General features: G+C 72.2%; 28 protein-coding genes. 15 read left to right on the forward strand and 13 right to left on the reverse strand.

What is annotated here, in order from left to right; translation table 11 throughout:
* The first annotated feature begins 130 nt into the window (after positions 1–130).
* From TR49_RS01895 to TR49_RS01910, 5 genes are all read left to right on the forward strand, one after another.
* On the forward strand, positions 131–1015 hold the full coding sequence (locus TR49_RS01895; RefSeq protein WP_042376483.1) for an alpha/beta fold hydrolase: 885 nt from the start codon (positions 131–133) through the stop codon (positions 1013–1015).
* Between the two features lie 109 nt (positions 1016–1124).
* Complete coding sequence (locus tag TR49_RS44430) at positions 1125–1277, forward strand: DUF8834 family protein (RefSeq protein WP_169789969.1); 153 nt, start codon at positions 1125–1127, stop codon at positions 1275–1277.
* Between the two features lie 97 nt (positions 1278–1374).
* A complete protein-coding gene (locus TR49_RS01900; protein WP_042376485.1) occupies positions 1375–2013 on the forward strand; it encodes a DUF6758 family protein in 639 nt (212 codons plus the stop codon).
* Positions 2014–2109: 96 nt separating this feature from the next.
* Positions 2110–2958: a PHP domain-containing protein gene (locus TR49_RS01905; protein WP_042376487.1), complete on the forward strand. Its 849-nt coding sequence runs from the start codon at positions 2110–2112 to the stop codon at positions 2956–2958.
* Between the two features lie 170 nt (positions 2959–3128).
* Complete coding sequence (locus TR49_RS01910) at positions 3129–3599, forward strand: hypothetical protein (RefSeq protein WP_042376489.1); 471 nt, start codon at positions 3129–3131, stop codon at positions 3597–3599.
* 7 nt (positions 3600–3606) lie between these two features.
* On the opposite strand, the gene TR49_RS01915 is transcribed toward TR49_RS01910, so the two are convergent.
* Positions 3607–4245: a suppressor of fused domain protein gene (locus TR49_RS01915; protein WP_439654064.1), complete on the reverse strand. Its 639-nt coding sequence runs from the start codon at positions 4243–4245 to the stop codon at positions 3607–3609.
* A gap of 33 nt (positions 4246–4278) precedes the next feature.
* Positions 4279–5247, reverse strand: coding sequence for a DMT family transporter (locus TR49_RS01920; protein ID WP_439654065.1), 969 nt, complete (start codon positions 5245–5247; stop codon positions 4279–4281).
* A 209-nt stretch (positions 5248–5456) separates the two neighbouring features.
* On the opposite strand from TR49_RS01920, the gene TR49_RS01925 reads away from it, so the two are divergent.
* The 4 genes from TR49_RS01925 (at position 5457) to TR49_RS01940 (ending at position 9524) form a co-directional block, all read left to right on the forward strand.
* The gene (locus TR49_RS01925) at positions 5457–5996 is read left to right on the forward strand and encodes a hypothetical protein (RefSeq protein WP_042376985.1); all 540 of its coding nucleotides are present in this window, start codon (positions 5457–5459) and stop codon (positions 5994–5996) included.
* Positions 5997–6337: 341 nt separating this feature from the next.
* Complete coding sequence (locus TR49_RS01930; RefSeq protein ID WP_042376986.1) at positions 6338–7657, forward strand: magnesium transporter MgtE N-terminal domain-containing protein; 1320 nt, start codon at positions 6338–6340, stop codon at positions 7655–7657.
* Positions 7641–8312 (forward strand): DUF1003 domain-containing protein, encoded by a 672-nt coding sequence (locus tag TR49_RS01935; RefSeq protein ID WP_042376491.1) that lies wholly within the window; start codon positions 7641–7643, stop codon positions 8310–8312. Before TR49_RS01930 ends, TR49_RS01935 begins: the two co-directional genes overlap by 17 nt.
* 57 nt (positions 8313–8369) lie before the next feature.
* On the forward strand, positions 8370–9524 hold the full coding sequence (locus tag TR49_RS01940; protein ID WP_042376493.1) for an Mrp/NBP35 family ATP-binding protein: 1155 nt from the start codon (positions 8370–8372) through the stop codon (positions 9522–9524).
* 129 nt (positions 9525–9653) lie between these two features.
* Here the strand turns inward: TR49_RS01940 and TR49_RS01945 are convergent, their stop codons facing one another.
* Positions 9654–10265, reverse strand: a complete 612-nt coding sequence (locus TR49_RS01945) for a hypothetical protein (protein WP_152627018.1) — start codon at positions 10263–10265, stop codon at positions 9654–9656.
* Positions 10266–10486: 221 nt separating this feature from the next.
* Here TR49_RS01945 and TR49_RS01950 point away from each other — a divergent pair, with 221 nt between their 5' ends.
* Positions 10487–10753 carry a hypothetical protein gene (locus TR49_RS01950; protein ID WP_042376497.1) on the forward strand — a complete coding sequence of 89 codons (267 nt, stop codon included), beginning with the start codon at positions 10487–10489 and terminating at the stop codon, positions 10751–10753.
* Positions 10754–10835: 82 nt separating this feature from the next.
* On the opposite strand, the gene TR49_RS01955 is transcribed toward TR49_RS01950, so the two are convergent.
* The 5 genes from TR49_RS01955 to sigE all read right to left on the reverse strand — a co-directional run bounded on the left by TR49_RS01955 (position 10836) and on the right by sigE (position 15624).
* Positions 10836–11489, reverse strand: a complete 654-nt coding sequence (locus tag TR49_RS01955; protein ID WP_042376500.1) for a hypothetical protein — start codon at positions 11487–11489, stop codon at positions 10836–10838.
* Between the two features lie 93 nt (positions 11490–11582).
* Complete coding sequence (locus tag TR49_RS01960; protein WP_042376501.1) at positions 11583–12053, reverse strand: sec-independent translocase; 471 nt, start codon at positions 12051–12053, stop codon at positions 11583–11585.
* A 164-nt stretch (positions 12054–12217) separates the two neighbouring features.
* Positions 12218–13573, reverse strand: coding sequence for a S1C family serine protease (locus TR49_RS01965; protein WP_052433910.1), 1356 nt, complete (start codon positions 13571–13573; stop codon positions 12218–12220).
* 252 nt (positions 13574–13825) lie between these two features.
* Positions 13826–14791: a zf-HC2 domain-containing protein gene (locus tag TR49_RS45135; protein WP_052433911.1), complete on the reverse strand. Its 966-nt coding sequence runs from the start codon at positions 14789–14791 to the stop codon at positions 13826–13828.
* Positions 14788–15624 carry an RNA polymerase sigma factor SigE gene (sigE, locus tag TR49_RS01975; RefSeq protein ID WP_236653182.1) on the reverse strand — a complete coding sequence of 279 codons (837 nt, stop codon included), beginning with the start codon at positions 15622–15624 and terminating at the stop codon, positions 14788–14790. The genes TR49_RS45135 and sigE overlap by 4 nt, the downstream gene beginning before the upstream one ends.
* A gap of 208 nt (positions 15625–15832) precedes the next feature.
* Here sigE and TR49_RS01980 point away from each other — a divergent pair, with 208 nt between their 5' ends.
* A complete protein-coding gene (locus TR49_RS01980; RefSeq protein WP_042376504.1) occupies positions 15833–16468 on the forward strand; it encodes an O-methyltransferase in 636 nt (211 codons plus the stop codon).
* Positions 16469–16649: 181 nt separating this feature from the next.
* On the opposite strand, the gene TR49_RS41010 is transcribed toward TR49_RS01980, so the two are convergent.
* Positions 16650–16817, reverse strand: a complete 168-nt coding sequence (locus TR49_RS41010; RefSeq protein WP_075003713.1) for a DUF3117 domain-containing protein — start codon at positions 16815–16817, stop codon at positions 16650–16652.
* 359 nt (positions 16818–17176) lie between these two features.
* Between TR49_RS41010 and TR49_RS01985 the strand changes: the two genes are divergently transcribed.
* Positions 17177–17977, forward strand: a complete 801-nt coding sequence (locus tag TR49_RS01985; RefSeq protein ID WP_042376506.1) for an enoyl-CoA hydratase-related protein — start codon at positions 17177–17179, stop codon at positions 17975–17977.
* 215 nt (positions 17978–18192) lie between these two features.
* On the opposite strand, the gene TR49_RS01990 is transcribed toward TR49_RS01985, so the two are convergent.
* A complete protein-coding gene (locus TR49_RS01990; protein ID WP_042376507.1) occupies positions 18193–18762 on the reverse strand; it encodes a DNA-3-methyladenine glycosylase I in 570 nt (189 codons plus the stop codon).
* A complete protein-coding gene (locus TR49_RS44805) occupies positions 18759–19286 on the reverse strand; it encodes a DivIVA domain-containing protein (RefSeq protein ID WP_063770003.1) in 528 nt (175 codons plus the stop codon). The genes TR49_RS01990 and TR49_RS44805 overlap by 4 nt, the downstream gene beginning before the upstream one ends.
* An 87-nt stretch (positions 19287–19373) precedes the next feature.
* On the opposite strand from TR49_RS44805, the gene folP reads away from it, so the two are divergent.
* Positions 19374–20249: a dihydropteroate synthase gene (folP, locus tag TR49_RS02000; protein ID WP_042376509.1), complete on the forward strand. Its 876-nt coding sequence runs from the start codon at positions 19374–19376 to the stop codon at positions 20247–20249.
* Positions 20250–20298: 49 nt separating this feature from the next.
* Here the strand turns inward: folP and TR49_RS02005 are convergent, their stop codons facing one another.
* Positions 20299–21156, reverse strand: coding sequence for an LOG family protein (locus TR49_RS02005; protein WP_439654066.1), 858 nt, complete (start codon positions 21154–21156; stop codon positions 20299–20301).
* A 157-nt stretch (positions 21157–21313) separates the two neighbouring features.
* Positions 21314–22354 carry a succinyl-diaminopimelate desuccinylase gene (dapE, locus tag TR49_RS02010; RefSeq protein WP_042376994.1) on the reverse strand — a complete coding sequence of 347 codons (1041 nt, stop codon included), beginning with the start codon at positions 22352–22354 and terminating at the stop codon, positions 21314–21316.
* Between the two features lie 295 nt (positions 22355–22649).
* On the opposite strand from dapE, the gene TR49_RS02015 reads away from it, so the two are divergent.
* Together TR49_RS02015 and TR49_RS02020 are read left to right on the forward strand one after the other, a co-directional pair.
* The gene (locus TR49_RS02015; RefSeq protein ID WP_052433913.1) at positions 22650–23657 is read left to right on the forward strand and encodes a VldE C-terminal domain-containing protein; all 1008 of its coding nucleotides are present in this window, start codon (positions 22650–22652) and stop codon (positions 23655–23657) included.
* A gap of 304 nt (positions 23658–23961) precedes the next feature.
* Positions 23962–24672, forward strand: coding sequence for a hypothetical protein (locus TR49_RS02020; RefSeq protein ID WP_042376511.1), 711 nt, complete (start codon positions 23962–23964; stop codon positions 24670–24672).
* Positions 24673–25376: the final 704 nt, after the last annotated feature.

Here is a 25376-nt window from a genome sequence, read left to right on the forward strand (position 1 = left end):
AGGGGTCCCCGCCGCGCCGTTCGCATGTGGTGGATCGGCCACGCCCCGGGAGCGCGCAACGACACCTCACGGACATCTCCCCTGGCTAGGCTCGACTCCGCATGCCGCACCACCCTGGAGGTTCCGCCCTATGAGCACGCCGCCCTTCCTCACCTTGCCCGCCTGCGTGCGGAGCGTCCGCCTGCGCACCGCGCGGGGCGAGTTCGCCGCGCTGCACGCCGTGCCCGAGGGGCGGCCGGCGACGGCTTTCGCGCTGCTCGTGCCCGGGTTCACCGGCAGCAAGGAGGACTTCATCGCGCTGCTTGAGCCCCTGGCCGAGGACGGCTTCGAGGTGGTCGCCGTCGACCAGCGGGGGCAGTACGAGACGGGCGGACCGGACGACGTCGAGGCGTACGCGCTGGAGGAGTTCAGTCTGGACCTGCTCGCGGTCACCGCGGAGCTGCGCGAGCGCGCGGCCGGGCGGCCGCTGCACCTGGTCGCGCACTCCTTCGCCGGGTACGTCGCAAGGGACGCCGCGCTGCGGGCGACGGGAACGCCGTTGCCGTGGGCCTCGCTCACGCTGCTGAGCACGGGCCCGGCCGCCGTCGGGCATGGCGAGAGCGAGCGGGCGAAGCTGCTGCTGGCCGCGCTTCCTGCGATGACGTTGGAGGAGATCTGGCAGGCGATGCAGGAGATGGACGAGGCGAGCGGTGCGCGGGCCCGGCTGGAGCCGGAGATCGCGGACTTCATGCACCGGCGCTGGCTGGCGAACGTCCCGGGCGCGCTGGCCGCGATGGCGCGGCAGCTGATCTCCGAGCCGGACCGGGTGGACGAGCTCGCGAAGACCGCGCTGCCGAAGCTGGTTCTCTCCGGGGAGACGGACTACGCCTGGCCGGTGGAGCTGCAGGCGCAGATGGCGCTGCGGCTCTCCGCCGAGCACATCGTCGTGCCGGGCGCCGGGCACTCGCCGAACGCGGAGCGACCCGCCGGAACGGCGGTCTCGCTGTCCGCCTTCTGGACCAACGCCACCACCTGACTTTCCATCAGAACGATGGCCTGCGGCGATACGCAGCTTTAACGGCACGCTAACCGCGGTGCAGCAGGCGAGGCCCACACTGGAACCAGACAGCAGAGGGGAGAGGTCCATGCGCTTCGAGATCTTCCGCCTGGACGAGAACGGAACGGCGGTCGGCGACAGCGAGATCGCCGAGGCCGAGGCGGTCCGGTCGATCGTCGAGCACGCCGCGGCGACGGGCGACCGTGTCTACATACGACCGCTCCGGAGCGCCTCTGTCTGACCGCTCCCGCGGCCCGGTCCGTCCCCACGAAAGTGGCGTCCCCCGCGCGGGTGATCGTCCTTGACGGACCGGGCGGGAGAGAGGACCGTGTTCCTCTATGAGGGGCGAGCCCAGTTGCCCTAGGTGCGGGGGCCGAGTCCGCGCCCCGGGGTTGTTCACCGACACGTGGCAGTGCGACAGGCACGGGACGGTCTATCCCCTGCAGCCGATCGTCCCGCCCAGCGTCGAGGCGCTGGGCGTCGCCGTGGCCAGGGCCGAGGTGCCGGTCTGGCTGCCGTGGCCGCTTCCGGTGGGCTGGCTCTTCACGGGTATCGCACACGCTGGTGACGATGTTTCGGGAACACGGGCGACGGCGGTCGCCTGCTCCGGCCCCGGTCCTCTGGGCGGGCCGGGAGAGCTGCTGCTGATCGCCGAGGAGCTCGGCGTGGGGCTCGGTGCGCGCTACGCCGGGCTGCCCGGGCCCGATCCGGGCGACGCGATCGCGGTGAACCGCGCCCCGCACGCGAAGGTCCTCGCGGCGGGGCGCCCCACGGCGCTGTGGCACGTCCCGGACGCCCCGGACGACCGCGCGGTCTTCGTCGGCGAGGCCCGCGGCCTGTGGCTCTGGGCGGTGGTCTGGCCGGAGCGCTCCGGTCTGCTCATGTACGACGAGCTCGTGCTCACGGATCTCCGCGACGCGGGGGCGGAGCTGGAACTCCTGCCCTGCGGGGCGCTGTCCCCCCGGATCCTCAAGTAGCGGCTGCGGGCGGGAGCGGGTAGCGGGCGCGAGCGCCGCGGACAGCCTGCGGACAGGACCGCCGGAGGGTTGCGGCGCTCCCCTACCCTGGACGGCATGCGCATCGATCTCCACGCACACAGCAACGCCTCCGACGGGACCGACTCCCCTGCCGAGCTCGTGCGGAACGCGGTCGCCGCGGGCCTGGACGTCGTGGCGCTGACCGACCACGACACCACCACGGGCTGGGCCGAGGCCGCGGACGCGCTGCCTGGGACGACGTTGACGCTGGTGCCGGGCGCCGAGCTGTCCTGCCGGGTCGAGGGCATCTCGATGCACATGCTGGCCTACCTGTTCGACCCGGAGGAGCCGGCGTTCGCGCGGGAGCGCGAGCTGGTGCGGACGGACCGCGTACGGCGGGCGCAGGCCATCGTCGAGCGGTGCCGTGCGCTCGGCGCGCCGATCGCCTGGGAGCAGGTCGAGCGGATCGCGGGCCGAGGGGCGGTGGGACGGCCGCACATCGCCTCGGCGCTGGTCGAGGCGGGCGTCGTGGCGGACGTCGACGCGGCCTTCACCAAGGACTGGCTCGCCAACGGCGGGCGCGCGGACGTGCCCAAGCGGGAGACCGATCCGGCCGAGGCCATCGCCCTGGTGCGCGGGGCGGGCGGGGTGGCGGTGTTCGCGCACCCCGGGGCGTCCAAGCGGGGGCGCACGGTCTCCGAGGCGACGATCGCCGACCTGGCCGCGGCGGGCCTGGCAGGGCTGGAGATCGACCACATGGACCACGACGAGGAGACGCGTGTCCGTCTGCGCGGACTCGCGGCCGAGTTGGGCCTGCTGGCCACGGGCTCCTCGGACTACCACGGCAGCCGAAAGACCGTCAGTCTCGGCGCGAACACCACGGACCCGGCCGTCTACGAGGCGCTCGTGGGCCTCGCGACCGGCGCGAAGCCGATCACCGGCTGAGCCACGAGCCGGCCCCTCTCCCTCACCCCGCAGGGACCCGCGGTCAGGCTCTGGAACCTGTCCGAAATCCCCTCGACCGGATGGCTGGAAAACCTGCTAGCCTCTGGCGTCTCTCGACGGGCGCCGGGGATACGCGCCCGTCCCTCTTTTTCTTCTCTCGGGGTGGGTACGTGGCGATTCGCCGTGCAAAGCAGAAGCAGCAGGTCATCGAGAAGCTCTCGCAGGTCGCTCCGCCCGGGGAGACCTTCATGGCGTGCGTGCACGTGGAGACCGGGCCGAGCCCGTGGCTGAACGCGATCTTCGATGAGATCCCGCTGGTCGGCATGATCGTCGCGTTCACGCGCCGGTTCTACTTCCTGACGCTCACCAACACCTCGATCGTGGTGAACTCCGCGAGCCGGTGGACCAACCGTCCCGGCGAGGTCGTCGCGGCCTTCCCGCGTCAGGCGTTCCCGGTCAGCCGGATCAACCGGGCGACGGTGTGGAGCTCGATGTACGTCGAGATGACCCCGGGCGCCAAGCCGACCCGCCTGAACATCCACCGCTACTGGCGTGACGAGCTCGACCAGCTCCTCTCCGCACTGCCGCAGGCGCAGATCCCCGCGCAGGGCGGTGCCCCGACGGGCCAGCCCCAGTTCTGAACCGGCGTCACGCGTCGGCGAGCGGCACGGACTTGCGCTGTTGGTCGCGCAGGTCCGTGCCGTGGCGCAGCCAGCGCTCCTGGAGTTCGGCTGCGCCGTGCACGCGCTTGTGGGCGGCCTCGTTCGGGGTCATCGGCAGCAGCGGCAGGAAGCGGACCGGCTCGGCCGGCTCGGGGAGCTCCAAGTCCTCGACCAGGCCGCCCGGTTCGGCGACCAGGAAGGACGTGAACGGCGCGCCGGGCCAGAGCGGATCGCCCAGGTCCAGCGACGCGCCAGGCGCCACGACCAGCCCCTCCACCTGCGGTGCGGCCGCGAGGGTGGCCAGCGGGCGCAGCAGCCCGTCCTGGCCGCCGCGGACGGTGACCACCAGCTCGGCGCGCGGGCCGGCGATCGGGTCGGCGACCAGCGCAGTCGGGTCGGTCATCGGCGCGACGGACATGCCGAGAGTGGCGTAGCGGTACAGGCCCTCGGGCTGCGGGAAGCGCAGCACCTCGATCCGGTCGGTGCCGAGGAAGGTGATCGCGGCGCGACCGTCCGGTTCACCGAAGGTGCTGATGAGGCGCGCCTCGACAGCGGCCAGGACGGCGTCCGGCACGGATGCGTCGGGCGAGTCGGACGGGTGCGGTGAGTCGGCGGCGTGCGGCATAGGCAGAGCCTACGTCGTCACCAGCCGGTCGGTTCAGGAGCGCTGCCCGGCCCTGATGATCAGCAGCAGGCCCGCCAGGATCATCGCCACGGCCGGATAGACCGCCACAGGAGGCAGCTGGCCGAGCCAGACGGCGGCGATCAGCGCGGCCCCCGGCGTCTCCAGCAGGATCGCGGTGGAGACGAAGGACGGGCCGAGCGTGCGCACCACGCGGTTGCTGAGCGAGTGCCCGAGGAACTGCGCCGACGCGGTGAGCAACGCGATCTGCCCCCAGGCGGTGGGGCTGTAGCCGGTGAGCGTCTGCCCGGACAGCAGGCATGCGACGAGCAGCAGCAGGCCCGTGGTCGCGTAGCAGACGAAGGTGTAGGCGGTCGTGCTGACGGTCCGCCGTACCTCGCTGCCGAGCAGGAAGTACCCGGACGCGGCCATGCCGGCGCCGAGGGCGAGCAGATCGCCCAGAACCGCGCGGGAGGACATGGTCAGGTCGAAGCCGGTCAGCAGCACCACGCCCGCGAACGCGAGCCCGATGCCCACCCAGACCACGCGCGGCGGGCGGTGTCCGCGCAGGCGCAGGTAGAGCGTGGTCCACAGCGGCGTGGCCGTGCAGAGCGCGGTCGAGGTCGCGACGGAGGTCAGCCGCAGGCTCGGCAGCCACATGGCGAAGTGCAGCGCGAGGAACGCGCCCGCCGCCAGCGAGAGCCGGACGGTGCGCTTGGTCATCGCGCGGAGCTCACCGCGGTGGCGGAGCAGCGCGATCGGCGCGAGGACGCCGGTGGCGATGCAGTTGCGCCAGAACGCGATGGCGACGGCCGGCGCGGCGATGGCACTGATCAGCGGCGCGGACAGGGCCACTCCCCCGACGGCGAGCGCGAGAAGCAGGAAGTCGATGCGCGGCACCGCCGACAGGTCCGGGTGCACGCCCGGAGCCGGTGCCCCGCCCGGCTCACCCGGCTGCGGCGAAGCGGCCGCCGACGAGGGGGCGCTCTCGGCGGTGCTGGACACGGGCGACTCCTCGGCACGACCACGCGGGGACCGACGGGCTGACTGGCCGACGGTCGGTAAGGGGCGTTTCGATGGTAGGTGACTGACACCCTCCGCCTCTACGGGGTTCCACGCCCTGGACAGCGCCGGCCGAAGGCTGACGACGGAGGGCAGACGACGGAAGGCGGACACCAGCCGAACGGCGACAGGAGAACCAATACCCTGTGGGCATGACTGCTGAGCCGAGCGCCGAGCTGCTGGACCGCGCGCTGATCGAGGAGGCCGCGAAGAAGTCCGGCCTGCTGTGGGTACGGCGTGACGGCGGCCGGGACCGGGCCCTGTGGCACGCCTGGGTGGACGACGCGGTCGTGGTCGTCGGCGACGGGGGCGAACAGCCGCTGGAGGGGCTCGGCGAGGGCATGGACGTCGTCGTCACCCTGCGGAGCCGGGACAAGTGGGGCCGCCTGGTCGCCTTCTGGGCACGGACGGAACTGCTGGCCCCCCGGTCGGAGGCGTGGCGAGCGGCGGTCGACGAGCTGAAGGGCAAGCGGCTCAACGCCCTGGACCACGGCGGCGTCGACGAACGCTGGGCTGAAGACAGCCGCGTGCTGCGACTTGTACCGCACGGAACCAGCGTCGAGCACCCTGGCGCGATGCCGGACGCCGCGCATGCGGCGGCCCCGGTGCCGACGCCCGCGACGACCCGTCGGGCGATCCCGGCCGCGCTTCCGAAGCTGGTCCTCGGCCGCAGACGTCGCAGCCGGCCCTGACCGCCGCATCACCGCACCGGCGCCCCGCCCGCCGTCGGGCCCGCCCTGCCGCCTGGTTCGCCCTGGCGTCTGGCCTGCCCTGGCGAGCGGCCTGCTCTGTCTTCAGTCGGGCTGGTCGACCGTGCGGGGGGCCGACAGCTCACGCCGTCGCCCTGCCCCCGAGCCAGGTCCCGGCTCTGGGCCCCGCGAGGCCTGGGACCCACAGGGCGCAATCGCAGGGTGCACAAAAGGGACACACCTCTCATAGCAGGTAGCCTGGCCATCGGCAGCGACTCGGTCGCACCGGGCCAGGGTCAGGTTCAGGGTCTGAGTCAGCAGCGTCAGGGAGGTATCGCGTGAGCGTGAGCGCAGGCGCCTCACGGGTCTTCGTCTCGCATCTGGCGGGGGTGGCGGTCTTCGACCCGAACGCCGACTCCGTCGGGCGCGTCCGGGATCTGGTCGTGACCCTGCGGCTCGGCGGACGTCCACCGCGGGTGCTCGGGTTCGTGGTCGAGGTGCCGGGAAAGCGACGGGTCTTCCTGCCCATGAACCGGGTCACCAGCGTGGAGTCCGGGCAGGTGATCATGACTGGCGTGATCAACATGCGCCGCTTCGAGCAGCGTTCCACCGAGACGCTCTGCCTGGCGGAGCTGCTCGACCGCCGGGTCACCCTCCGCGAGACCGGCCCCTACGGGGAGGAGGGCGAGACCGTCACCGTGCTCGACGTCGCGATGGTGCGCACCAAGGGGCGCGACTGGGAGATCGACAAGGTCTTCGTCGAGAAGGGCCGGGGCGGCCGGCTGCGCCGCAAGGGCGAGGCGATGACGGTCGAGTGGTCGGCGGTCACCGGCTTCGCCCTGCGCGAGGAGGACCAGGGCGCGGCCAACCTGCTCGCCACCTTCGACCGACTCCGCCCCGCCGACCTGGCCAACGTGCTGCACCACCTCTCCCCCAAGCGCCGCGGCGAGGTCGCCGCCGCCCTCGACGACGAGCGTCTGGCCGACGTCATGGAGGAGCTGCCGGAGGACGACCAGGTGGCGATCCTGGCCGGGCTGCACCAGGAGCGCGCCGCCGACGTGCTGGAGGCGATGGACCCGGACGACGCGGCCGACCTGCTCTCCGAGCTGCCGGACGAGGAGGCGGAGCAGTTGCTCCAGCTGATGGAGCCGGACGAGGCGGCCCCGCTGCGCCGCCTGCTCACCTACGCGGAGCACACGGCCGGCGGTCTGATGACGACCGAGCCCATCGTGCTGCCCCCGGACGGCACGGTGGCCGAGGCGCTCGCGCTGATCCGCAACGAGGACCTGAAGCCCGCCCAGGCCTCCGTCGTCTACGTCTGCCGTCCGCCGCTGGAGACGCCGACCGGCAAGTACCTCGGCCTGGTCCACTTCCAACGGCTGCTGCGCGAACCGCCGTACACACTGGTCGGCTCCCTCGTCGACCGCGATCTCGATCCGCTCACGCCCGCGACCGAACTGCCCAGCGTCACCAGCTTCCTGGCGACGTACAACATGGTCGCCGCACCGGTGGTCGACTCGACGGGCAATCTGCTGGGCGCCGTCACCGTCGACGACGTCCTCGACCACCTGCTGCCCGAGGACTGGCGCGAAGCCGCGCTTCACGGCGGCACGCCCCGCATCGAACACGGCGAGGAGGTGACCTCCGATGGGTCCCACGTCTGAGCAGAAGCCGAAGCGCGAACCGCGGCGCGAACCGAGGCGCGACCTCAAGCGCGAACTGTTGCGCGAGCTCAAGCGGGAGAGGCACGAGTTCCGGCCCGACCCGAAGCACGAGCCCAAGCACGAGCCGAAGCCGAGCCAGAAGCGCCTGCGGCTCGACCAGCCGCAACGCCCCTCCCGGCTGGCCCTGCCGCAGCCGGACCCGGACGCGTTCGGGCGCCTGTCGGAACGCATCGCCAGGTTCATGGGCACCGGGCGGTTCCTGGTCTGGATGACCATGGCCATCCTGCTCTGGGTCGCATGGAACGTGTTGGCGCCTTCGGGACTGCGCTTCGACACGTACCCGTTCATCTTCCTGACCCTGGCCCTGTCGCTGCAGGCCTCCTACGCCGCGCCGCTGATCCTGCTGGCGCAGAACCGGCAGGACGACCGCGACCGGGTCAACATGGAGCAGGACCGCGCCCGCGCCAGCCGCACCGTCGCGGACACGGAGTTCCTCACCCGTGAGGTGGCCGCCCTGCGGCAGGGCCTCGGCGAGGTGGCCACCCGCGACTTCCTGCGCAGCGAGCTGCAACAGCTGCTCAAGGAGCTGGACTCCCGCGACGGCGACGGGCACCGGCCCGACGACCCGCGGATCGCGGCCTCCGACCTGATGTGACCTGCCGCACGCTACTGCCGGGTCAGCGCGCCTCCCCGGCCGCCGTACCATTCCGTTATGGCAACCGACACTGAGGCGACCCCCATCGAGGAGTCCGTGCGCGCCGCGCTGGCGAAGGTGCAGGACCCGGAGATCAACCGGCCCATCACCGAGCTCGGCATGGTGAAATCGGTGGCGGTCGACGCCGCGGGCCGGGCGTCGGTGGCCGTCTGGCTGACGGTGTCCGGCTGCCCGATGCGCGACACCATCACCACCCGCGTCCGCGACGCGGTCAGCGCCGTCCCCGGCATCTCCTCGGTCGAGGTCGAGCTGGACGTGATGAGCGCCGAGCAGCGCAAGGAGCTGCAGAACACGCTGCGCGGCGGCCAGGCCGAGAAGGAGATCCCCTTCGCCAAGCCCGGTTCGCTGACCCGCGTGTACGCGGTCGCGTCCGGCAAGGGCGGCGTCGGCAAGTCTTCGGTGACGGTCAACCTCGCCGCCGCCCTCGCCGACCAGGGCCTGAAGGTCGCCGTCGTCGACGCCGACATCTACGGCCACAGCGTCCCGCGCATGCTGGGCGCCGAGGGCCGGCCCACCCAGGTCGAGAACATGATCATGCCGCCGTCGGCGAACGGCGTGAAGGTCATCTCGATCGGCATGTTCACCCCCGGCAACGCACCCGTCGTCTGGCGCGGCCCGATGCTGCACCGCGCGCTGCAGCAGTTCCTCGCCGACGTGTACTGGGGCGACCTCGACATCCTGCTGCTCGACCTGCCGCCGGGCACCGGCGACATCGCGATCTCGGTCGCCCAGCTGGTCCCGAACGCGGAGATCCTGCTGGTCACCACCCCGCAGCAGGCCGCTGCGGAGGTCGCCGAGCGCGCCGGCACCATCGCGCTGCAGACGCACCAGACGATCGTCGGCGTCATCGAGAACATGTCCGGCATGCCGTGCCCGCACTGCGGCGAGATGGTCGACGTCTTCGGCACCGGCGGCGGCCAGACGGTCGCCGACGCCCTCACCCGCGCCACCGGCGCGAAGGTCCCGGTCCTCGGCCACATCCCCATCGACGTCCGCCTCCGCCAGGGCGGCGACGAGGGCAAGCCCGTCGTCCTCTCCGACCCCGACTCCCCCGCCGGCTCCGCGCTCCGCGCCATCGCCTCCAAGCTCGCCGGCCGCCAGCGCGGCCTCTCGGGCCTGTCACTGGGGCTCACGCCGAAGAACAAGTTCTGACCCGCCGGTCCGCCGACCTGCGACGCAAACGCCGATCACTCCCCTGAGCTGCGGGGACGTGGTCGGCGTTTGTCGTTCTTGAGTGCCCGTGGTTCACCTCGTACGGCCCACAGGCGGCCCGGGGTGGGCTCAGGTCTCGGCGACCCCGAGAGCGACCACGAAGAAGATCAGCCCCAAACTCACGGCATAGACAAGAGTCCCAAGGGTGCTCAAGGTGCCCCACCACCAGGGCAGCTCTCCGGCGTCTAGGAGGCGTCGGGCTCGGCGGGTGATCTTTGGCGAAGGGAGTTCCGGCTTCCTGGCCTGGCTCTTCACTGCCTTCCGGACCATGGCGAACTCGTCCGGGCTGGTCAGACCTAGGCGTATGCCTCGGCTGTCCTTCACTGTCAGGACTTCCGTCGCGGCGGTGCCCTTGTTGGGGATCTGGAAGCTGCTGACCCGGCTGATCTGCCTCAGGTCAAGCGTTCGTTCGCCGGCCGAGGTGCGGGCGGTGAGCAGCATCCGGTTAGGGCCGTGGGCTCGCGCAGGCCCCTTGGCCTTGTTCCGTGCGGGAAAGCCTGCGGTGAAGATCCCTGCGACGATCGACAAGACCAGGAGCATCACGGGCGGGTCTGGGTCAGGTCTCACTATCAGGGCCAGGCCGAACTCCAGGGCAAGCAGGCAACCGACGTGGACGACCCCGCGAGTGCGGGACCTGCGCAACGCCACGTCGACAGGCACACCCTGGTCATCCTTGATCAAAGCGCACCCCCTCGGCCTTGCAACGCGGAGGCGGGAATCGTACGCCAGGTCGTTGGTGGGGCTTTGGCCGGTCTCCCCTCGGCGACCTTGCCGAAGCTGACGCGGGCCACGTTGTCGATTTCCCAGCGCTTGAGCCCGGCGGCCTTGAACGGATTGCGGCGCGGCAGGCTCGCGATCCACGCCCCGGGGCATTCCTGGACGCGCACCACGACTTCGCGGATGTGATCACACTCAACAAGCGGATCCCGGACCCGTTGCTGCCGCCCCCGGGAGGCATGCTGATCTGGGGGAACACCGTGGATGCGGACCAGCTCTTCCTGGTGCAGCGCTGCGGAGGCTGGCGGGTTGCCACCTGGTGCCGCCAATGGGTCGAGTGGCACGAGACAGACCTCAGCTTGCCGCAGCGGGTTTCCCACACCCTTTCGCCGAAGCAAAGCGTCCAGTGGCTGCCCGAATGGGAGTTCCCGCTTTCGGTGGTTGAGCTGTAGCCGGCTCGATGCCTGACACGGGGAGGGAATCCGGCCGAGTGGTCCGTCACCGGTCGGCCGAAGCGGCTGGTCCTCGGGGTGGCTATCCGCCGTAGGTGGCGAAGTCCGTGATCACGGTGAAGCCCAGGCCGTACGCGCTCACGCCGCGACCGTAGGCGCCGATGTGGGCGCCTTCGGCGTCGCCGGCGAGGACCCAGCCGTATTCGGACTCGCGGTAGCGGAACGGCTGCGGGGTGCCGTCGACCGGGAGGGTGAGGGAGGACCAGGCGGGGCTCTCGAGGTCGTCGGCGAGGTCCCAGGCGAGGGCCGTCTGCTGGTCGAGCCAGTCCTGGCGCAGCGAGCGCTCCATGGGCGCGTGCTCGGTCGCGGCGAGCAGGCCGGAGCCGGCCAGCCACGCGGCCGAGGAGACCGAGGTCGCCTCCAGCATGCCGGTGCCGTTCTCGAGGCGGCGGGCCTCGCGTCGGGCCACCGTCACCACGACGGCGAAGCGCTTGCCCTCGGCGGGGTCCTGGGCGAGGTAGGACCGCACGGGCTCGTCGCCGTGTCCCAGGGAGCCGTAGTCGACGGTTCGGCCGTCCGGCGACGTGCCCGTCGTGCCGTACCAACGGCGGCCCGTCCAGGCGTCGTCCAGGCCGTACCAGGGGAAGTCCACCCCCGAGAAGCCGGGTCCGGCAGACTTCGCCTCCGCGTGCGGCTGCTGCTCCTGCTCCGCCACGGTCTCGCTCGTGGTGTCCATACCGGCCTCCTCCTTGGTCCGCCCCGGCAGAAGATTACCGGGGCGGGCGGGGACGACCGTGTAGGGACGGGATAACGCGCGCGTGAGCCGCCGTCAGGTGGCCTCGAGGTCGTACGGAGGCCGCTCGTCGGAGGGGGCGGGAGCGGCCGCGCCGGACGGGCCGGACGGCGCGGAGGCGGACGCGGCGGACGCGGCCGTGCCCTCCGGCGCGACCTTGCCCAGCGGGTCGCTGCGGACCGACTTCACCGCGGTGGCGGCGTCGGTCGCGTCGCGGGTGAAGCCGTTCTTCAGCTCCTGGATCTCGTTCAGCCCGAACTCGTCCCCGTGCCGCTGCATCTGCTTGCGCACGAAGGTCTTCGGGTTGAGGTCCTGGAACTCGAAGTCCTGGTACTCCGGGCCCAGCTCCTTGCGGATGTCCTCCTTGGCGCTGTCGGAGAACTCGCGGATCTTGCGGATGATGCCCATCGCGTCCTGGACCAGCTTGGGGAGCTTGTCAGGGCCGAAGATGACCACGGCGAGGACGACGAGCACCACCATCTCGAGTGGGCTTATGTCGAAGAACATGCGGTGGGCTCCCCTGCTGACGTGTGGACTGCTCCAGCGTAATCGCCCGGAGGGCCAGTCGTACCCGGTGACCGGTGAACCAGCGGTGTGAAAAGGGGAACGGATCCGCCTTCTGGCGGTCCGGCCGGGGTCCAGCCGCTCCCTCTCCGCTCAGGCCTGTCCGCTCAGGCCTTGGTGGACGTCGCATCGGTGGGCGCGGAGGTGAGCTTCGCCTCGATCTTCAGGCTTGCGCCGTTCCGCAGCACCGTGAGCTGGGTCGTGCCGTTCGCCCTGCGGCCGCGGATCAGTGCGATCAGGTCATCGGCATCGGTGACGGCGACCCCGTCGGCCGCCGTGACCACGTCGCCGACCTGCAGCTTCGAGCCTGCCGCGTGCACATCGGTGATCTTGGCCCCGCCGTCGAACCCGCGGTCCAGGGTCACCCCGATGGCGGGCGGCGTGGCCCGGCCCCCGCCGATCAGCTGCGCGGCGACCGCGGTGGCCTGGTCGATCGGGATGGCGAAGCCGAGGCCGATGCTGCCGCTGGTGCTGTCGCTCCCGTAGGGGTCGGAGCTGTCCGGGTCGGAGGAGCGGATCACCGTGTTGATCCCGATCACGGTGCCGCTGGCGTCGAGCAGCGGACCGCCCGAGTTGCCGGGGTTGATCGGCGCGTCGGTCTGCAGCGCGTCGAGGTAGGAGTGGCCGGCGGGCGAGTCGAGGCTGCCGGACACGATCGGGCGGTCGACGGCGCTGACGATGCCCGAGGTCACCGTGCCGCGCAGGCCGTAGGGCGCGCCGATCGCCATCACCGGCTCGCCGACCTGGACGTTGTCGGAGTCGCCGAAGGTGGCCGGGTTGAGCCCGGAGACGCCGGCGACCCGCAGCACCGCGAGGTCACTGCCGACGTCACGGCCGACGATGGTGGCCGGGTGGTGCTGACCGGTGCTGAAGGTGACGGTGATCGTGCCGGGGGCGCCCTGCGGTGCGACCACGTGGTTGTTGGTGAGGATGTGGCCGTTCGCGTCCAGCAGGACGCCGGTGCCCGTGGTGCGCTGGCCACCGGCGTCGACCTGCAGGTAGACCACGCCCGGCAGCACGGAGCCGAGCACGGCGGCGGTGCGGCTGGAGTCCTTGGAGGCGGAGCTCGACGCCTGGTGCAGGGTGAGTCGGCCGCCCTCGGCCGCGCCCTCGACGCCGACCCCGAGGCCACCGCCGATGAGACTGGCGAAGACCACGACGAAGGCGATGATCAGCAGTCCCTTGGGCGAGGTGAGCGCGGGCACGGCCCGACCCGACCGACGGCCCCCCGGTTCGTCGCCGCCCCACGGTCCGTCGTTGGCGCGCTGGGCCGGGACCCGGTCGCCGACCGGCCGGTCGTCGTCGCGACCGCCGTCGGACATGCCGACCTCCGCGCTCACGGCGGTGCCGAAGATCGCGCCGCGCTGCGCGGCCGAGCCGCCCGGGTGGCTCCACCACGCGGGCGCGGGCCGTCGGGCACGCTGCGGCGCCTGCGGCTCCTCCACCTGGTGTTCCGCTGCCATGCCGAACCGCTCCTCCACGCCTGCTGCCCTGGCATTGAAACAGGTCGGGGGCGATCGAGGCTACGGCCACGTGAATGTTCCCAGTTAACGAACAGGTGACTGAACAGTTCACCGACAGACCGACGCGCCCGCCGCACCTGGCCCCGGGCCTGCGACGTCGCCGCGGAAGGCGTCGGCCCGCACCGCGAGCAGCGCGGTACGGGCCGTCATCGGAACGAGTGAGGGGCCGGCTGAGGCGGGCGAGCGCGCCGACTAGCGCAGCTGGGCCGCCGGGTAGAGGTTCGGTGGCGTGCCAGGGTGGGCGAGCGCCGCGTGCTGGTTGGCGGCGGGCTGCTCACGGGCGTCGTCGACACGCGCGGCGTTGTAGGCGAGCTGTCCGTCGGACGGGGCGTAGTTGGCGGCCGGCGCGTAGTTGTTCGAACCCGACAGCGGGGCGATGTCGTGGGGCGCCTCCGACGTCGCCGTGACACCGGTGAGCGCGCTGCTCAGGGTGACTGCGGCGACCGAGAACGCGCCTGCCGCGGCGAAGACCAGCCGCCTGCCGCGCGGTGCGACGGGAGCGCTCGGCGCGACCCCGACGACGGCCGTCCGCTCCGCACGCTCGGCCCGGGCCGAGCCCTGGCCGGAGGTGGACATCAGCGAACCCGACGGGTCCGTTCCGGTGCGCAGGCGGGCCGCTATCGGGCGCTCCCCGCGCGGCTCACGGCCGCGCTCGCGCCGGGCCCGCGGGTCGACGCCGGGCACCGGGCGGTCCGCTCCGAGCGCCCCGTTGCCGAAGCTGCTGCCGCGCAGACCACCGTTGCCGAGGCCGCCGGCCATACCGAAGCCCGGCCCCGGGCCCTGGGCGCCGGAACCACCGAAGAGGGAGCGGACCCGCGAGGGCGTGCCCTGGGGCGGGCGCCCGTCGCCGTCGTCGTCGGCGGAGATGGCCATCAGGCGGTTCAGGAAGACGTTGCTGGGCTCCGGCGACAGCACCTCGCGCAGACGCGCCTTCACATGGCGCTCCTCCTCGGCCTCGGCCAGGCAGTCGGAACAGGTCGCCAGGTGGGCCTGGACGCGCTCGCGCGCGCCGTGGTCGAGCTCGCCGTCGACGAAGGCGGCGAGCCGGTCGCCGAGGTGGTGCTCCTGCGGCGGCGGGGTCGTGACGGCGACGGAGACCTGGGTCACCCGCAGCTCGCCGACCTCCGACCGCGGTACTCGGCGGGGCTGCTCGCTCACGAGGACCGCCCCCGATCGAGGGCGTCGGCGGCGAGCAACTGGGCCTCGGCCTCGACGTCCACACCGGCACGGCGCTCACGGCCCCCGCCCGCGCCGGGGGCGCGGTGCTGCAGGGCGGCGCGCAGGTGCGCGCGGCCGCGGTGGATGCGGCTGCGGACGGTGCCGAGCTTCACGCCGAGCGTCGCGGCGATCTCCTCGTAGGACAGGCCCTCGATGTCGCAGAGCACCACGGCGGCCCGGAACTCCGGCGCGAGCGTGTCGAGCGCGTGCTGCACGTCGGCGTCGAAGTGGGTGTCGTGGAACTGCTGCGCCGGCGACGGCTCACGGCTGGGCAGTCGCTCGGCGGCGTCCTCGGCCAGCGCGTCGAAGCGGATCCGCTGCTTGCGGCGGACCATGTCGAGGAAGAGGTTGGTCGTGATCCGGTGCAGCCAGCCCTCGAAGGTGCCCGGCGTGTACGTGGACAGCGAGCGGAAGACCCGGACGAAGACCTCCTGGGTGAGGTCCTCGGCGTCGTGCTGGTTGCCGGTCAGGCGGTAGGCCAGGCGGTACACCCGGGCGGAGTGCGTCTGGACGATCTCCTCCCAGCTGGGCGGGGTCCAGGTCGCGGCGCTCTGCTCGTCGAAGGATGCGGTCTGTCCCTCGGCGACGCCCTCCAGGGCGACAGGGAGACCGTTCGACTCCGTCGCGTCGACGGGCGCGTTCTCGGGCTGCGACTCACTCATCACGGGCTTCGGCGTACGGGCCGGTGCGGGGCCGCGAAGACTGCGCGAACGGGCACCCCCCTCAGCCACACCTCCTCTATCGGCTCTTCTGCCTAGCAGGGCCACCACCATATCCGCACCACCCGTTAGCACCGGATAAAAGCCAATCACCATACGACCCACCTGCGGCGCTCCGTACACACCCGGGACGCCGGGAGGGCCGACGACCGGGTGTGAACCCGGCCCTCATCCCGTTCCAACGGCCGGGCCTTGATCCCGGTTCCGTCTCTCTCCACTAACCTGTGGCCAGAAATCGACACTGGTCAGCACGGATCGGTGGATCGGCACACAACTCGGCGCAGCGCGGGAGGAAGGCATCAGCGGCTACGGGCAAACAGACCCGGCCCTCGCCGACGCCTACGCCGTCGAGGACCCGGTACTCCAGCGCGCCCGCGAGTTGTCCCTGCTCTCGTCGGTCCGCCCGGTCTCTCCCGGCAGCGGGGCCGCGCTGCGGCTGCTGGCCGCGGCGACCGGGGCGCGGGCGGTCGCGGAAATCGGAACGGGCGCGGGCGTGTCGGGCATCTGCCTGCTGCGCGGGATGCGACCGGACGGCATCCTCACCACCGTCGACGTCCAGCCGGGCCTGCAGCGGCAGGCCCGCGAGGCCTACGCCGCGGCCGGCTTCGCGCCGAGCCGCGCCCGGCTGATTCCGGGGCCCGCCCTGGAGGTGCTGCCGCGGCTGGCCGACGGGCAGTACGACCTCGTCTTCTGCGACGGCGATCCGGCCGAGACCACTGGCTACCTTGCTGAATCGTTGCGCCTACTCCGACCTGGTGGAACGGTCTGCTTCGAGGGCGCGCTGGGGGTCCGTTCGGCGGCGGTGCGGGAGCTGATGCGGCAGGTGCGCGAGCACCCCGACCTGATACCCGCACTGCTGCCCGTGGGGGACGGCCTGCTGGCCGCCGTCCGGCCCTGACGGGCCCCCGCTTCCCGACGGGCGCTGCCCGCTTCCCGTCCGGCGCTCCCGGTTCCCGTCCGGCGGTCCCGGGTTCCCGTCCGGTGGTCCGCTGCCGCGCCGCGTCCGCGAGCAGGCCGAAGGCCCCTCTCCCGCGGTGGGGACAGGGGCCTTCGATGGAGGATCTGAGCGGGGGTGGGCCTCAGCCACACACCTTCTTGAGAGCGTCACCGAGCGCCTCGGCCTCGTCGGGCGTCAGCTCGACGACGAGACGTCCGCCGCCCTCAAGCGGAACGCGCATGACGATGCCCCGCCCCTCCTTGGTCACCTCAAGCGGGCCGTCGCCCGTCCGCGGCTTCATGGCCGCCATGCTCGTTCCCCTTCCTGCACCTGCTCCACCGGAACCGGCGGCCCGTCCACCGCCGGTTTCGAACGCACTGATCGGAGTACCAGTATCCCGCATTCAACCGTCCGATGACCAACGTCACGCATCTCGCCAGCCCCAGGGACCTCCTCCGTGCACGCTCGGACGCACTCGAACACGCTCGCCGACCGCACCTCAGTTCCCCTCCCCCACCGGGCCGCTGCCACCGGGTGAGCCTCCCTCGCGTTCCGCACGGGAGATGCGGGAAAGTGGGCTACGTCACATCTTCCCCGGGGTACCGGATCCGGCATGCTGACCGGGGCACCAGCCGGTGGCAGAGCTGGACGAAAAGTGAGGAGACGGACGTGTCCGACAGCGTTCTGTACGAGATCGAGGACGGGCTGGCGACCCTGACCATCAACCGTCCCGAGGCGATGAACGCCCTCGACACGGCGACCAAGGTGGCCCTGCGCGACGCCGCGACCGACGCGGCGGACAACCCCGCGGTCCGTGCGGTCCTGCTGACGGGCGCGGGCGAGCGCGCGTTCTGCGTCGGCCAGGACCTCAAGGAGCACGTGGGCAACCTGGCCGCCGCGCGTCAGGGCGGCGGCCCCGCGCTGTCCACCGTCCGCGAGCACTACAACCCGCTGGTCACGGCGCTGGCGACGATGCACAAGCCGGTCGTCGCCGCGATCAACGGCGTCGCCGCGGGCGCGGGCGCGGCACTGGCCTGGGCCTGCGACTTCCGCTTCCTCGCCGCTCACGGCGGCTTCAACACCTCCTTCGCAGGCGTGGCGCTGAGCACCGACTCCGGCGCGTCGTGGACATTGCCACGGCTGGTGGGCCAGTCGAAGGCGATCGAGCTGCTGATGTTCCCTCAGACCGTCAAGGCCGATGAGGCGTTGGCGCTCGGTCTCGCGCACCGCGTTCTGCCCGGTGCCGAGTTGATGGACGAGGCCAGCGCGTTCGCTCGCAGGCTCGCGGACGGTCCGACGGTCGCCTACGGCGCGATCAAGACCGCGGTGGCGTACGGCGCCGGCCACACGCTCGTGGAGACCCTCGCCAAGGAAGAGGAGCTCCAGACCCTCGCAGGCGACTCGGCGGACCACCAGATCGCCGTCGAGGCCTTCCTCGCCAAGGAGGCCCCGCGCTTCACGGGCCGTTAGGTCCAGGAGTTCCGGTCGCACCGCCTCAAGGGCACAGGGAACCGCGCCGCCCGCCGAGCCGGCGACGCGCGGATGGTCCGGCACACACAGGACCATCCGCGCGGCACGACCATACGCACGGCAGAGCCATCCGCACGGCAGGACCATCCGCAGAGGGTGGTTGCTCGCGCCCGGGCGGCGGAGCCGCGCGGGCGCGGTCAGCGGGGCCGACGGGGTCAGCGCGCGAAGCAGTCGGCGAGGTGGTCGTTGACCAGGCCGCAGGCCTGCATCATCGCGTAGGCGGTCGTCGGGCCGACGAAGCGGAAGCCGCGGCGCTTGAGTTCCTTCGCCAGCGCCGTCGACTCCGGCGTCACCGCCGGGACGTCGACGAGGGCCTTGGGGGCGGAGGGCGCCGGGTCCGGCGCGAAGCTCCAGATCAGCGCGTCGAGGCTGGTGTCGTCCAGGGCCAGCAGCGCGCGGGCGTTGGCGATCGTGGCGACGATCTTCGCGCGGTTGCGGATGATGCCCTCGTCCGCGAGCAGACGGGTGACGTCGGCCTCGTCGTAGGCCGCCACCCTGGCCGGGTCGAAGCCGTCGAAGGCCCGGCGGAAGCCCTCCCGGCGGCGGAGGATCGTGATCCAGGACAGGCCCGACTGGAACGCCTCCAGGGCGAGGCGCTCGTAGAGCGCGGCCTCGCCGTGGACCGGCTTGCCCCACTCCGTGTCGTGGTACTCCACGTAGTCGGGGGTCGACAGGCCCCAGGGGCAGCGCAGCAGGCCGTCCTCACCGCGGATGGCCTCGCTCACCGCTCGTCGTCCTTCCGGGGCGCGTCCTCGTCGGCCTCGGCGGGAGGCTCGACGGAAGACTCCGCAGAGGGCTCGGCGGAAGACTCCGCGGAGGGCTCGGCGAAGGGCTGGACGGAGGGCTCGACAGTCGGCTCGACGGAGGGCTCGGCCGGGGCCTTCGCGGGCGGCCTGACCTGCGTCGGCTGGTAGGCCGAGCGCTGCTCGGCGGCGACCGAGCCCGCCGCGCCGGGCGAGGCGAGGGCCGCGGCCAGCGCGGTCTCCAGCTCCTGGACGCGGTGCTCGCGCTCGCTCAGCTCCGCGGCCATGCGGTCCAGCGCGTCGTCGACCTCGTCCATCCGGTAGCCGCGCAGCGACATCGGAAAGCGCAGATCGTCGACGTCCGTGCGCGACAGCGGACGGTCCTGCGGCAGGCGCGCGGCCAGACGGTCGCGCTCGGCCTCGGGAAGCGAGCCGCCCGCGCCCAGCGCGGCCAGCGCCGCCGCGCCGACGACCAGCACCATCAGGACGAGGATCAACCAGAACACAGGCCCACTCCAGGCTGCCGGTGGGGGATCATGGACGAGCCCCAAACGTAACGACAGCCATCATGGCGCACCAGCCCGGGAGGACGCATGGCCCGCACGGCCCTCAAGCTCGGTCGGCGAACCTTCGGACCGGACGATCTGGTCATCATGGCGATTGTGAACCGGACGCCGGACTCCTTCTTCGACCAGGGCGCGACCTTCGCCGACGAGCCGGCCTTCGCGGCCGCCGACCGCGCCGTCGCCGAGGGGGCCGCGATCCTCGACATCGGCGGCGTGAAGGCAGGGCCCGGGGAGGAGGTGACGGTCGAGGAGGAGCTGCGTCGCACCGTCCCCTTCGTCGCGGCCCTGCGCGAGCGTCATCCGGATGTCGTGCTGAGCGTGGACACCTGGCGCCACGAGGTGGGCGAGGCGGTGTGCGCAGTGGGCGCGGACCTGCTCAACGACGCCTGGGGTGGCGTCGACCCCGAGCTCGCCGAGGTGGCTGCGAAGCACAAGGTCGGACTGGTCTGTACACACGCGGGCGGCGCCGAACCGCGTACACGGCCGCACCGCGTCGAGTACGCCGACGTCATGGCGGACATCCTGGAGCGGACCGTCCACGGCGAGGCGGAGCGCGCCCTGGCGCTGGGTGTGCCCCGGGAGTCGATCATCATCGACCCGGGACACGACTTCGGGAAGAACACCCGCCACTCGCTGGAGGCGACGCGACGCCTCCCGGAGATGACCGCGACGGGCTGGCCGGTGCTGGTCTCGCTGTCCAACAAGGACTTCGTCGGCGAGACGCTGGACAAGCCGGTGGGCGAGCGCCTGCTCGGCACGCTCGCCACGACCGCGGTCTCGGCCTGGCTGGGCGCGCAGATCTACCGCGTGCACCAGGTGGCCGAGACGCGGCAGGTGCTCGACATGGTGGCGTCGATCCGTGGCACCCGCGCGCCCGCGGTCGCCCGCCGCGGGCTCGCGTAGGCGCACCCGATCGAAGGCCCGCCGGCCTTTCCGCCGGAGGCGGGCCGGCCTACTCCGGGCTGTGGGCCGGCTGCGCGTGACCGTTGGTGCGGCTGACCTCGAGGATCTTGATGGCCTCCTCGACGGAGTCGGTGCAGCTGATCAGCTCCAGGTCGCCCGGGGAGGCCTTGCCCTCGGCGACCAGGGTGTTCCTGACCCACTCCAGCAGGCCGGACCAGTACGAGGTGCCGAAGAGGATCACCGGGAACTTGGTGACCTTGTGCGTCTGGACCAGCGTCAGGGCCTCGAAGAGCTCGTCGAGGGTGCCGAAGCCGCCGGGCAGCACGATGAAGCCCTCGCTGTACTTTACGAACATGGTCTTCCGCACGAAGAAGTAGCGGAAGTTCAGGCCCAGGTGGATGTAGTCGTTGAGGCCCTGCTCGAAGGGCAGCTCGATGCCGAGCCCCACGGACGTTCCGCCCGCCTCGAAGGCGCCGCGGTTGGCCGACTCCATCGCCCCCGGGCCGCCACCGGTGATCACCGCGTAGCCCGCCTCGGCGAGCGCCCGGCCGATCTGGACGCCGGCCGCGTACTCCTCGGAGTCCACCGGCGTGCGGGCCGAACCGAAGACGCTGACCGCCGGACCGAGTTCGGCCAGGGCGCCGAAGCCCTCGACGAATTCGGACTGGATGCGCATGACCCGCCAGGGGTCGGTGTGCAGCCAGTCGGACGGGCCGGCCGAATCCAGCAGGCGCTGGTCGGTGGTGCTGTTGTCCACGTGCTCGCCGCGGAGCAACACCGGGCCGCGGTGCTTGATCCGCACCTTGCCGCGCAGGCGAACCTCGTGGCCGAGCCCCGTGCCGTTCCCGTTGCCGTTGCTGCTCCCGTTACCGGGCCCCATGGGCTGGATGCTGCGCTCGTCTGTCATACCTCCGCAGCGTACGACGATCAATCGACGAACGGGGGTATGACGGGAGGCGACTTCCGGACCACTCACGGCCATCGGACATCAGAGGTTCACGCAGGCGTACGGGGTTCACACGTCGTTCAGGACTGTGCAGGGTTCACAGAGGGTCACCGGGGTTTCAGGACTGGAGCCAGGCCCGCAGCCGCTTCTCGGTCTCCTCGATGGCCGAGAGCGAACAGTGCTCGTCGCGCTTGTGGGCGTAGTTCGGGTCTCCGGGGCCGAAGTTCACAGCCGGGATGCCGAGCGCGGAGAAGCGGGCGACGTCGGTCCAGCCGAACTTGGCGGTCGGGGTGGTCGACGTGGCGTCGACGAACGCCGCGGCAGCCGGCTGGGACAGGCCGGGCAGCGCACCGGCGGCGAAGTCGGTGACCACGACGTCGAAGCCGTCGAAGACCTCGCGCACGTGCGCCTCGGCCTGCTCCGGGGACCGGTTCGGGGCGTAGCGGAAGTTCACCACGACCAGACACTCGTCCGGGATCACGTTGTTGGCGACGCCGCCCTCGATGCGGACCGCGTTCAGGCCCTCGTGGTACTCCAGACCGTCGATGACCGGGCGCTCGGCCTCGTAAGCCGCCAGCCGCTCGAGAATGGGGGCGGCCTTGTGGATCGCGTTGTCGCCGAGCCAGGCGCGGGCGGAGTGCGCACGCTGCCCACTGGTGCGGATCTCGGCCCGCAGGGTGCCCTGGCAGCCGCCCTCGACCTGCGCGTTCGTCCCCTCCAGCAGCACCGCAAAGTCGGCGGCGAGCCACTCGGGGTGGTTGCGAGCCAGTCGGCCGAGGCCGTTGCGGCGCGCCTCGACCTCCTCGCAGTCGTAGAAGACGAAGGTGATGTCCCGGTTCGGCTCGGGCACGGTGGCCGCGATGCGCAGCTGGACGGCGACGCCGGACTTCATGTCCGAGGTGCCGCAGCCGTAGAGCAGGTCGCCCTCGATGTAGGAGGGGAGGTTGTCGGCGATCGGCACGGTGTCCAGGTGCCCGGCCAGCACGACGCGCTCGGCGCGACCGAGGTTGGTGCGCGCGATCACGGCGTTTCCGTCCCGCTCCACGGTCAGGTGCGGCAGCTTGCGCAGCGCCACCTCGACGGCGTCGGCGATCACCTGCTCCGAACCGCTGACGGAGGGGATGTCGACCAGGCGGGCGGTCAACTGTCCACCGGTCATGCTCAGATCGAGCTCGTGGACGACGGTCGACTCGGCGGACTGCTCGGCGGACTCGGTGGCATCAGGACGGCTCATGAACATCCAGCCTACGTGGGTTCTCCTCACCATGCGCTCAGCTCCTGCTGGAGCGCGGCGCAGCTCACAGGTACGCAGGCGAACCGTAGTCCCAGGCGGACCGTCCCAGTCGGTAGGGTGACCAGTCGGCCGGACCTGACCGACTGTGCCGACCTGAGCGGTGCGCCACGGAACAACAGCGCCGCCCGAGAACGTAGCGCCGCCGGAGAAAGGACGCCGGGTGAGTCTGAGCGAGATGATGGACGACGGCGACGATTTTCCCGAGCCGCGTCGACGCAGGCGCTGGCTGGCCTGCCTGCCCGTCCTCGTCCTGGTGGTCGTGGCGGCCGTCGTGATCGGCTACCTGATCGGCAACAACGGCAACCTCCTGCCCGGCCCGCTCTCCGAGGGCTGCGAGGTCGACACCACCGACGGCGTGGTCCAGCTCAGCATCGACCAGATGCAGAACGCCAGCACGATCGCCGCCGTCGCGGCCTCGCGCAACCTGCCCGAGCGCGCGGTGACGATCTCGATCGCGACCGCGATGCAGGAGTCCCGGCTGACCAACCTCGGTGGCGGCGACCGCGACTCGATCGGCCTCTTCCAGCAGCGGCCCTCGCAGGGCTGGGGCACCCCGGAGCAGATCAGCGACCCGGTCTACGCGACGAACAAGTTCCTGGACAAGCTGGTGGCGATCCCCGGCTACGCCCAACTCCCCCTCACCGAGGCGGCGCAGGACGTCCAGCACAGCGGCTTCCCTGACGCTTACGCCCAGCACGAGGCGGACGCGACCACCCTCTCGGGCGCACTGACCGGCCGGATCCCCTCGGCGATGAGCTGCACGGTCGACGGCGTCGGCACGTCCCCCTCGGGCACCGGTTCCACGACGTTGGAAGCGGAGCTGAAGAAGGACTTCGGCCGCGTCGTCTCCACGACCCGGCTGGGCGCGGGCTCGGACTCCGCCGCGGGGTCCGCCTCGGCGACCGCGCCGTCGGAGCAGCTGCTGGGGGTCGCCATCCACGGCAGCACGTACCAGTCGCAGCGCGGCTGGGCGGTGGCGCAGTGGTCGGTGGCGCACGCCAAGACGCTGCACATCACCCAGGTCCAGTACGCCGGGAAACAGTGGACCAGCACCGACTCCGACAAGGGCTGGGTCACCACCGGATCCGCCTCGCCGAAGGCCGCAGCCGCGGCGGGCTCGGTCGGCTCGTCGGACGCGGCGAGCGGGCTGCGGATCACCGTCGCCTAGGGCCTCGCGGCCGAACGGGGCTCCCCGAGGGGTGAACAGGGCTGCCCAGGGTTGACGAATGCGGCCATTCGGGTCGAGTCGGCCGAATTTTCTCGCAGTGCTCGGGTCCGTACCTGGCGGGCAGGCGGAGAAACCTTTCCCCGCCTGCGCCGACTGCGGTCGACATACCCGACATCAGCAGACATAAGGTCGCCGCGCTTGGCGAACTCTTTACCCGATGTGGCCGCAACCTTCTTGCTCCTGAGGCGGTAATCACCACGTCCGCCCGGCGGACGGGTTCTGTCGTCCCATCTCAAGGAGCACCATGTCTCTCCCCATCTCGCGCCGGATCGTCCAGGCCGCGCTCGTCGTCGCGGCAGGTGCGGTCCCGGCGGTCGCGGCGGGCACGGCTCAGGCCGCCCCCGCGCTGCCGTCGGTGCCCGACCTGGGTGGGCTCAGCCAGCTGAACTCCGCTCCCGACCTCGGCGGCTCCCTGCAGAGCACCGCGCACCAGACCGGTGAGCTGGCCGGCACGGGTGTCGGCGAGGCCGCCCGCGACGGCGTCCCCGTCGTCGCCGACGCGGCGGGCCACGCCGCGGGCCAGGCCGTCCCCGGTGGCGACCGCTCGATGGGCTCGTCCGTCACCGGGCTGCTCGGCACCGCCTCGCAGGTCGTCGGCGTCGCCCACGACGCGGGCGTGGCCCGCAGCCTGCCCGCCTCGTCCACCGCCTCCGGCACGATGGCCGGCGACACCCCGGCCGGGGCCCCCGCCGCCGCCCCTGCGGGCGCGTCCAACCCGCTCAGCTCGCTGCCGCTGGCCAGCAGCCTGCCCGTCAACAGCCTGCCCCTGAGCGCTGCGGGCGGCGCGCTGGGTGGCGGCGCCACCCGCAGCGGCGCTCCGATGGAGCGCCTGGGCGGCCTCCCGGACCTGGCCTCCTCCGCCACCCCGCAGGTGCTCAGCTCCGCCACCGGCGCGCTCCCGGGCCTCGGCGGCCTGCCCCTCGGCGGTCTCCCGGTCAACGGCCTGCCGCTCTGACGCGCACAGCGCGCTCTTGAACGGCGCGGGGCTGTGTCGACGCGCGGCCGCCAGGCCACATGCGCGCGTGCGACCACCTGATGCGGCAGGTTCCCCGCGCCCTTGAGGTGTGGCCCGGTTGCTGCCGGGGCGATCGGGCCGGGCCGTCCCACCCCCGCTGGGGCACCTCCCGGCGGAGGCGGGGAACCGCCCGCATCAGCACAGCCTCCGCCTTGGCGCACCGGGCACCGGGCACCGGGCACCGGGCACCGGGCACCGGGCACCGGGCACCGGGCACCGGGCACCGGGCACCGGGCACCGGGCACCGGGCGAGTATCCCCTCGGCGGGTGCACTGCGGCAGCGCTGAGCCCTCGTCCTTGGGCCGCGCCAGAGGCCGCAGGAGCGAGACACGCAGGCTCACGGGCGGAACCCCACGCCCGCCTCGGTCGGTGCAGCGGGAGCGACCCAGGCGAGGGCATGCTCGCGCGCTGAGATCGCGGCCTGCTGCGGAAGCGCCTCCAAGGCTGACCCAGCGGGTCGGCCCCGGCACTCGCTCTCGCCGCAGAGCCCTCGCACCAGCCGGAACAGAAGGCACGTCAAAGGGGCGGAGCCGCGCACATGCGCGGCTCCGCCCCTTTGACGGGACGAACGGTCAGGCGTTGAGGCGGGCGACCGCCGCCGCAACGCGCTCGTCCGTGGCGGTGAAGGCCACACGGACGTGGTT

It is taken from the genome of Streptacidiphilus melanogenes (genome assembly GCF_000787835.1).
In the GTDB taxonomy this organism is placed as follows: domain Bacteria; phylum Actinomycetota; class Actinomycetes; order Streptomycetales; family Streptomycetaceae; genus Streptacidiphilus; species Streptacidiphilus melanogenes.

Bases quoted from the DNA above. Each gene is read 5' to 3' on its own strand.
- TR49_RS01895 (WP_042376483.1), top strand. From the start codon at position 131: ATGAGCACGCCGCCCTTCCTCACCTTGCCCGCCTGCGTGCGGAGCGTC.
- TR49_RS44430 (WP_169789969.1), top strand. From the start codon at position 1,125: ATGCGCTTCGAGATCTTCCGCCTGGACGAGAACGGAACGGCGGTCGGC.
- TR49_RS01900 (WP_042376485.1), top strand. From the start codon at position 1,375: ATGAGGGGCGAGCCCAGTTGCCCTAGGTGCGGGGGCCGAGTCCGCGCC.
- TR49_RS01905 (WP_042376487.1), top strand. From the start codon at position 2,110: ATGCGCATCGATCTCCACGCACACAGCAACGCCTCCGACGGGACCGAC.
- TR49_RS01915 (WP_439654064.1), bottom strand. From the start codon at position 4,245: ATGCCGCACGCCGCCGACTCACCGCACCCGTCCGACTCGCCCGACGCA.
- TR49_RS01925 (WP_042376985.1), top strand. From the start codon at position 5,457: ATGACTGCTGAGCCGAGCGCCGAGCTGCTGGACCGCGCGCTGATCGAG.
- TR49_RS01935 (WP_042376491.1), top strand. From the start codon at position 7,641: ATGGGTCCCACGTCTGAGCAGAAGCCGAAGCGCGAACCGCGGCGCGAA.
- TR49_RS01940 (WP_042376493.1), top strand. From the start codon at position 8,370: ATGGCAACCGACACTGAGGCGACCCCCATCGAGGAGTCCGTGCGCGCC.
- TR49_RS01955 (WP_042376500.1), bottom strand. From the start codon at position 11,489: ATGGACACCACGAGCGAGACCGTGGCGGAGCAGGAGCAGCAGCCGCAC.
- TR49_RS01960 (WP_042376501.1), bottom strand. From the start codon at position 12,053: ATGTTCTTCGACATAAGCCCACTCGAGATGGTGGTGCTCGTCGTCCTC.
- TR49_RS01965 (WP_052433910.1), bottom strand. From the start codon at position 13,573: ATGGCAGCGGAACACCAGGTGGAGGAGCCGCAGGCGCCGCAGCGTGCC.
- sigE (WP_236653182.1), bottom strand. From the start codon at position 15,624: ATGGTGGTGGCCCTGCTAGGCAGAAGAGCCGATAGAGGAGGTGTGGCT.
- TR49_RS41010 (WP_075003713.1), bottom strand. From the start codon at position 16,817: ATGGCGGCCATGAAGCCGCGGACGGGCGACGGCCCGCTTGAGGTGACC.
- folP (WP_042376509.1), top strand. From the start codon at position 19,374: ATGGCCCGCACGGCCCTCAAGCTCGGTCGGCGAACCTTCGGACCGGAC.
- TR49_RS02005 (WP_439654066.1), bottom strand. From the start codon at position 21,156: ATGACAGACGAGCGCAGCATCCAGCCCATGGGGCCCGGTAACGGGAGC.
- dapE (WP_042376994.1), bottom strand. From the start codon at position 22,354: ATGACCGGTGGACAGTTGACCGCCCGCCTGGTCGACATCCCCTCCGTC.
- TR49_RS02020 (WP_042376511.1), top strand. From the start codon at position 23,962: ATGTCTCTCCCCATCTCGCGCCGGATCGTCCAGGCCGCGCTCGTCGTC.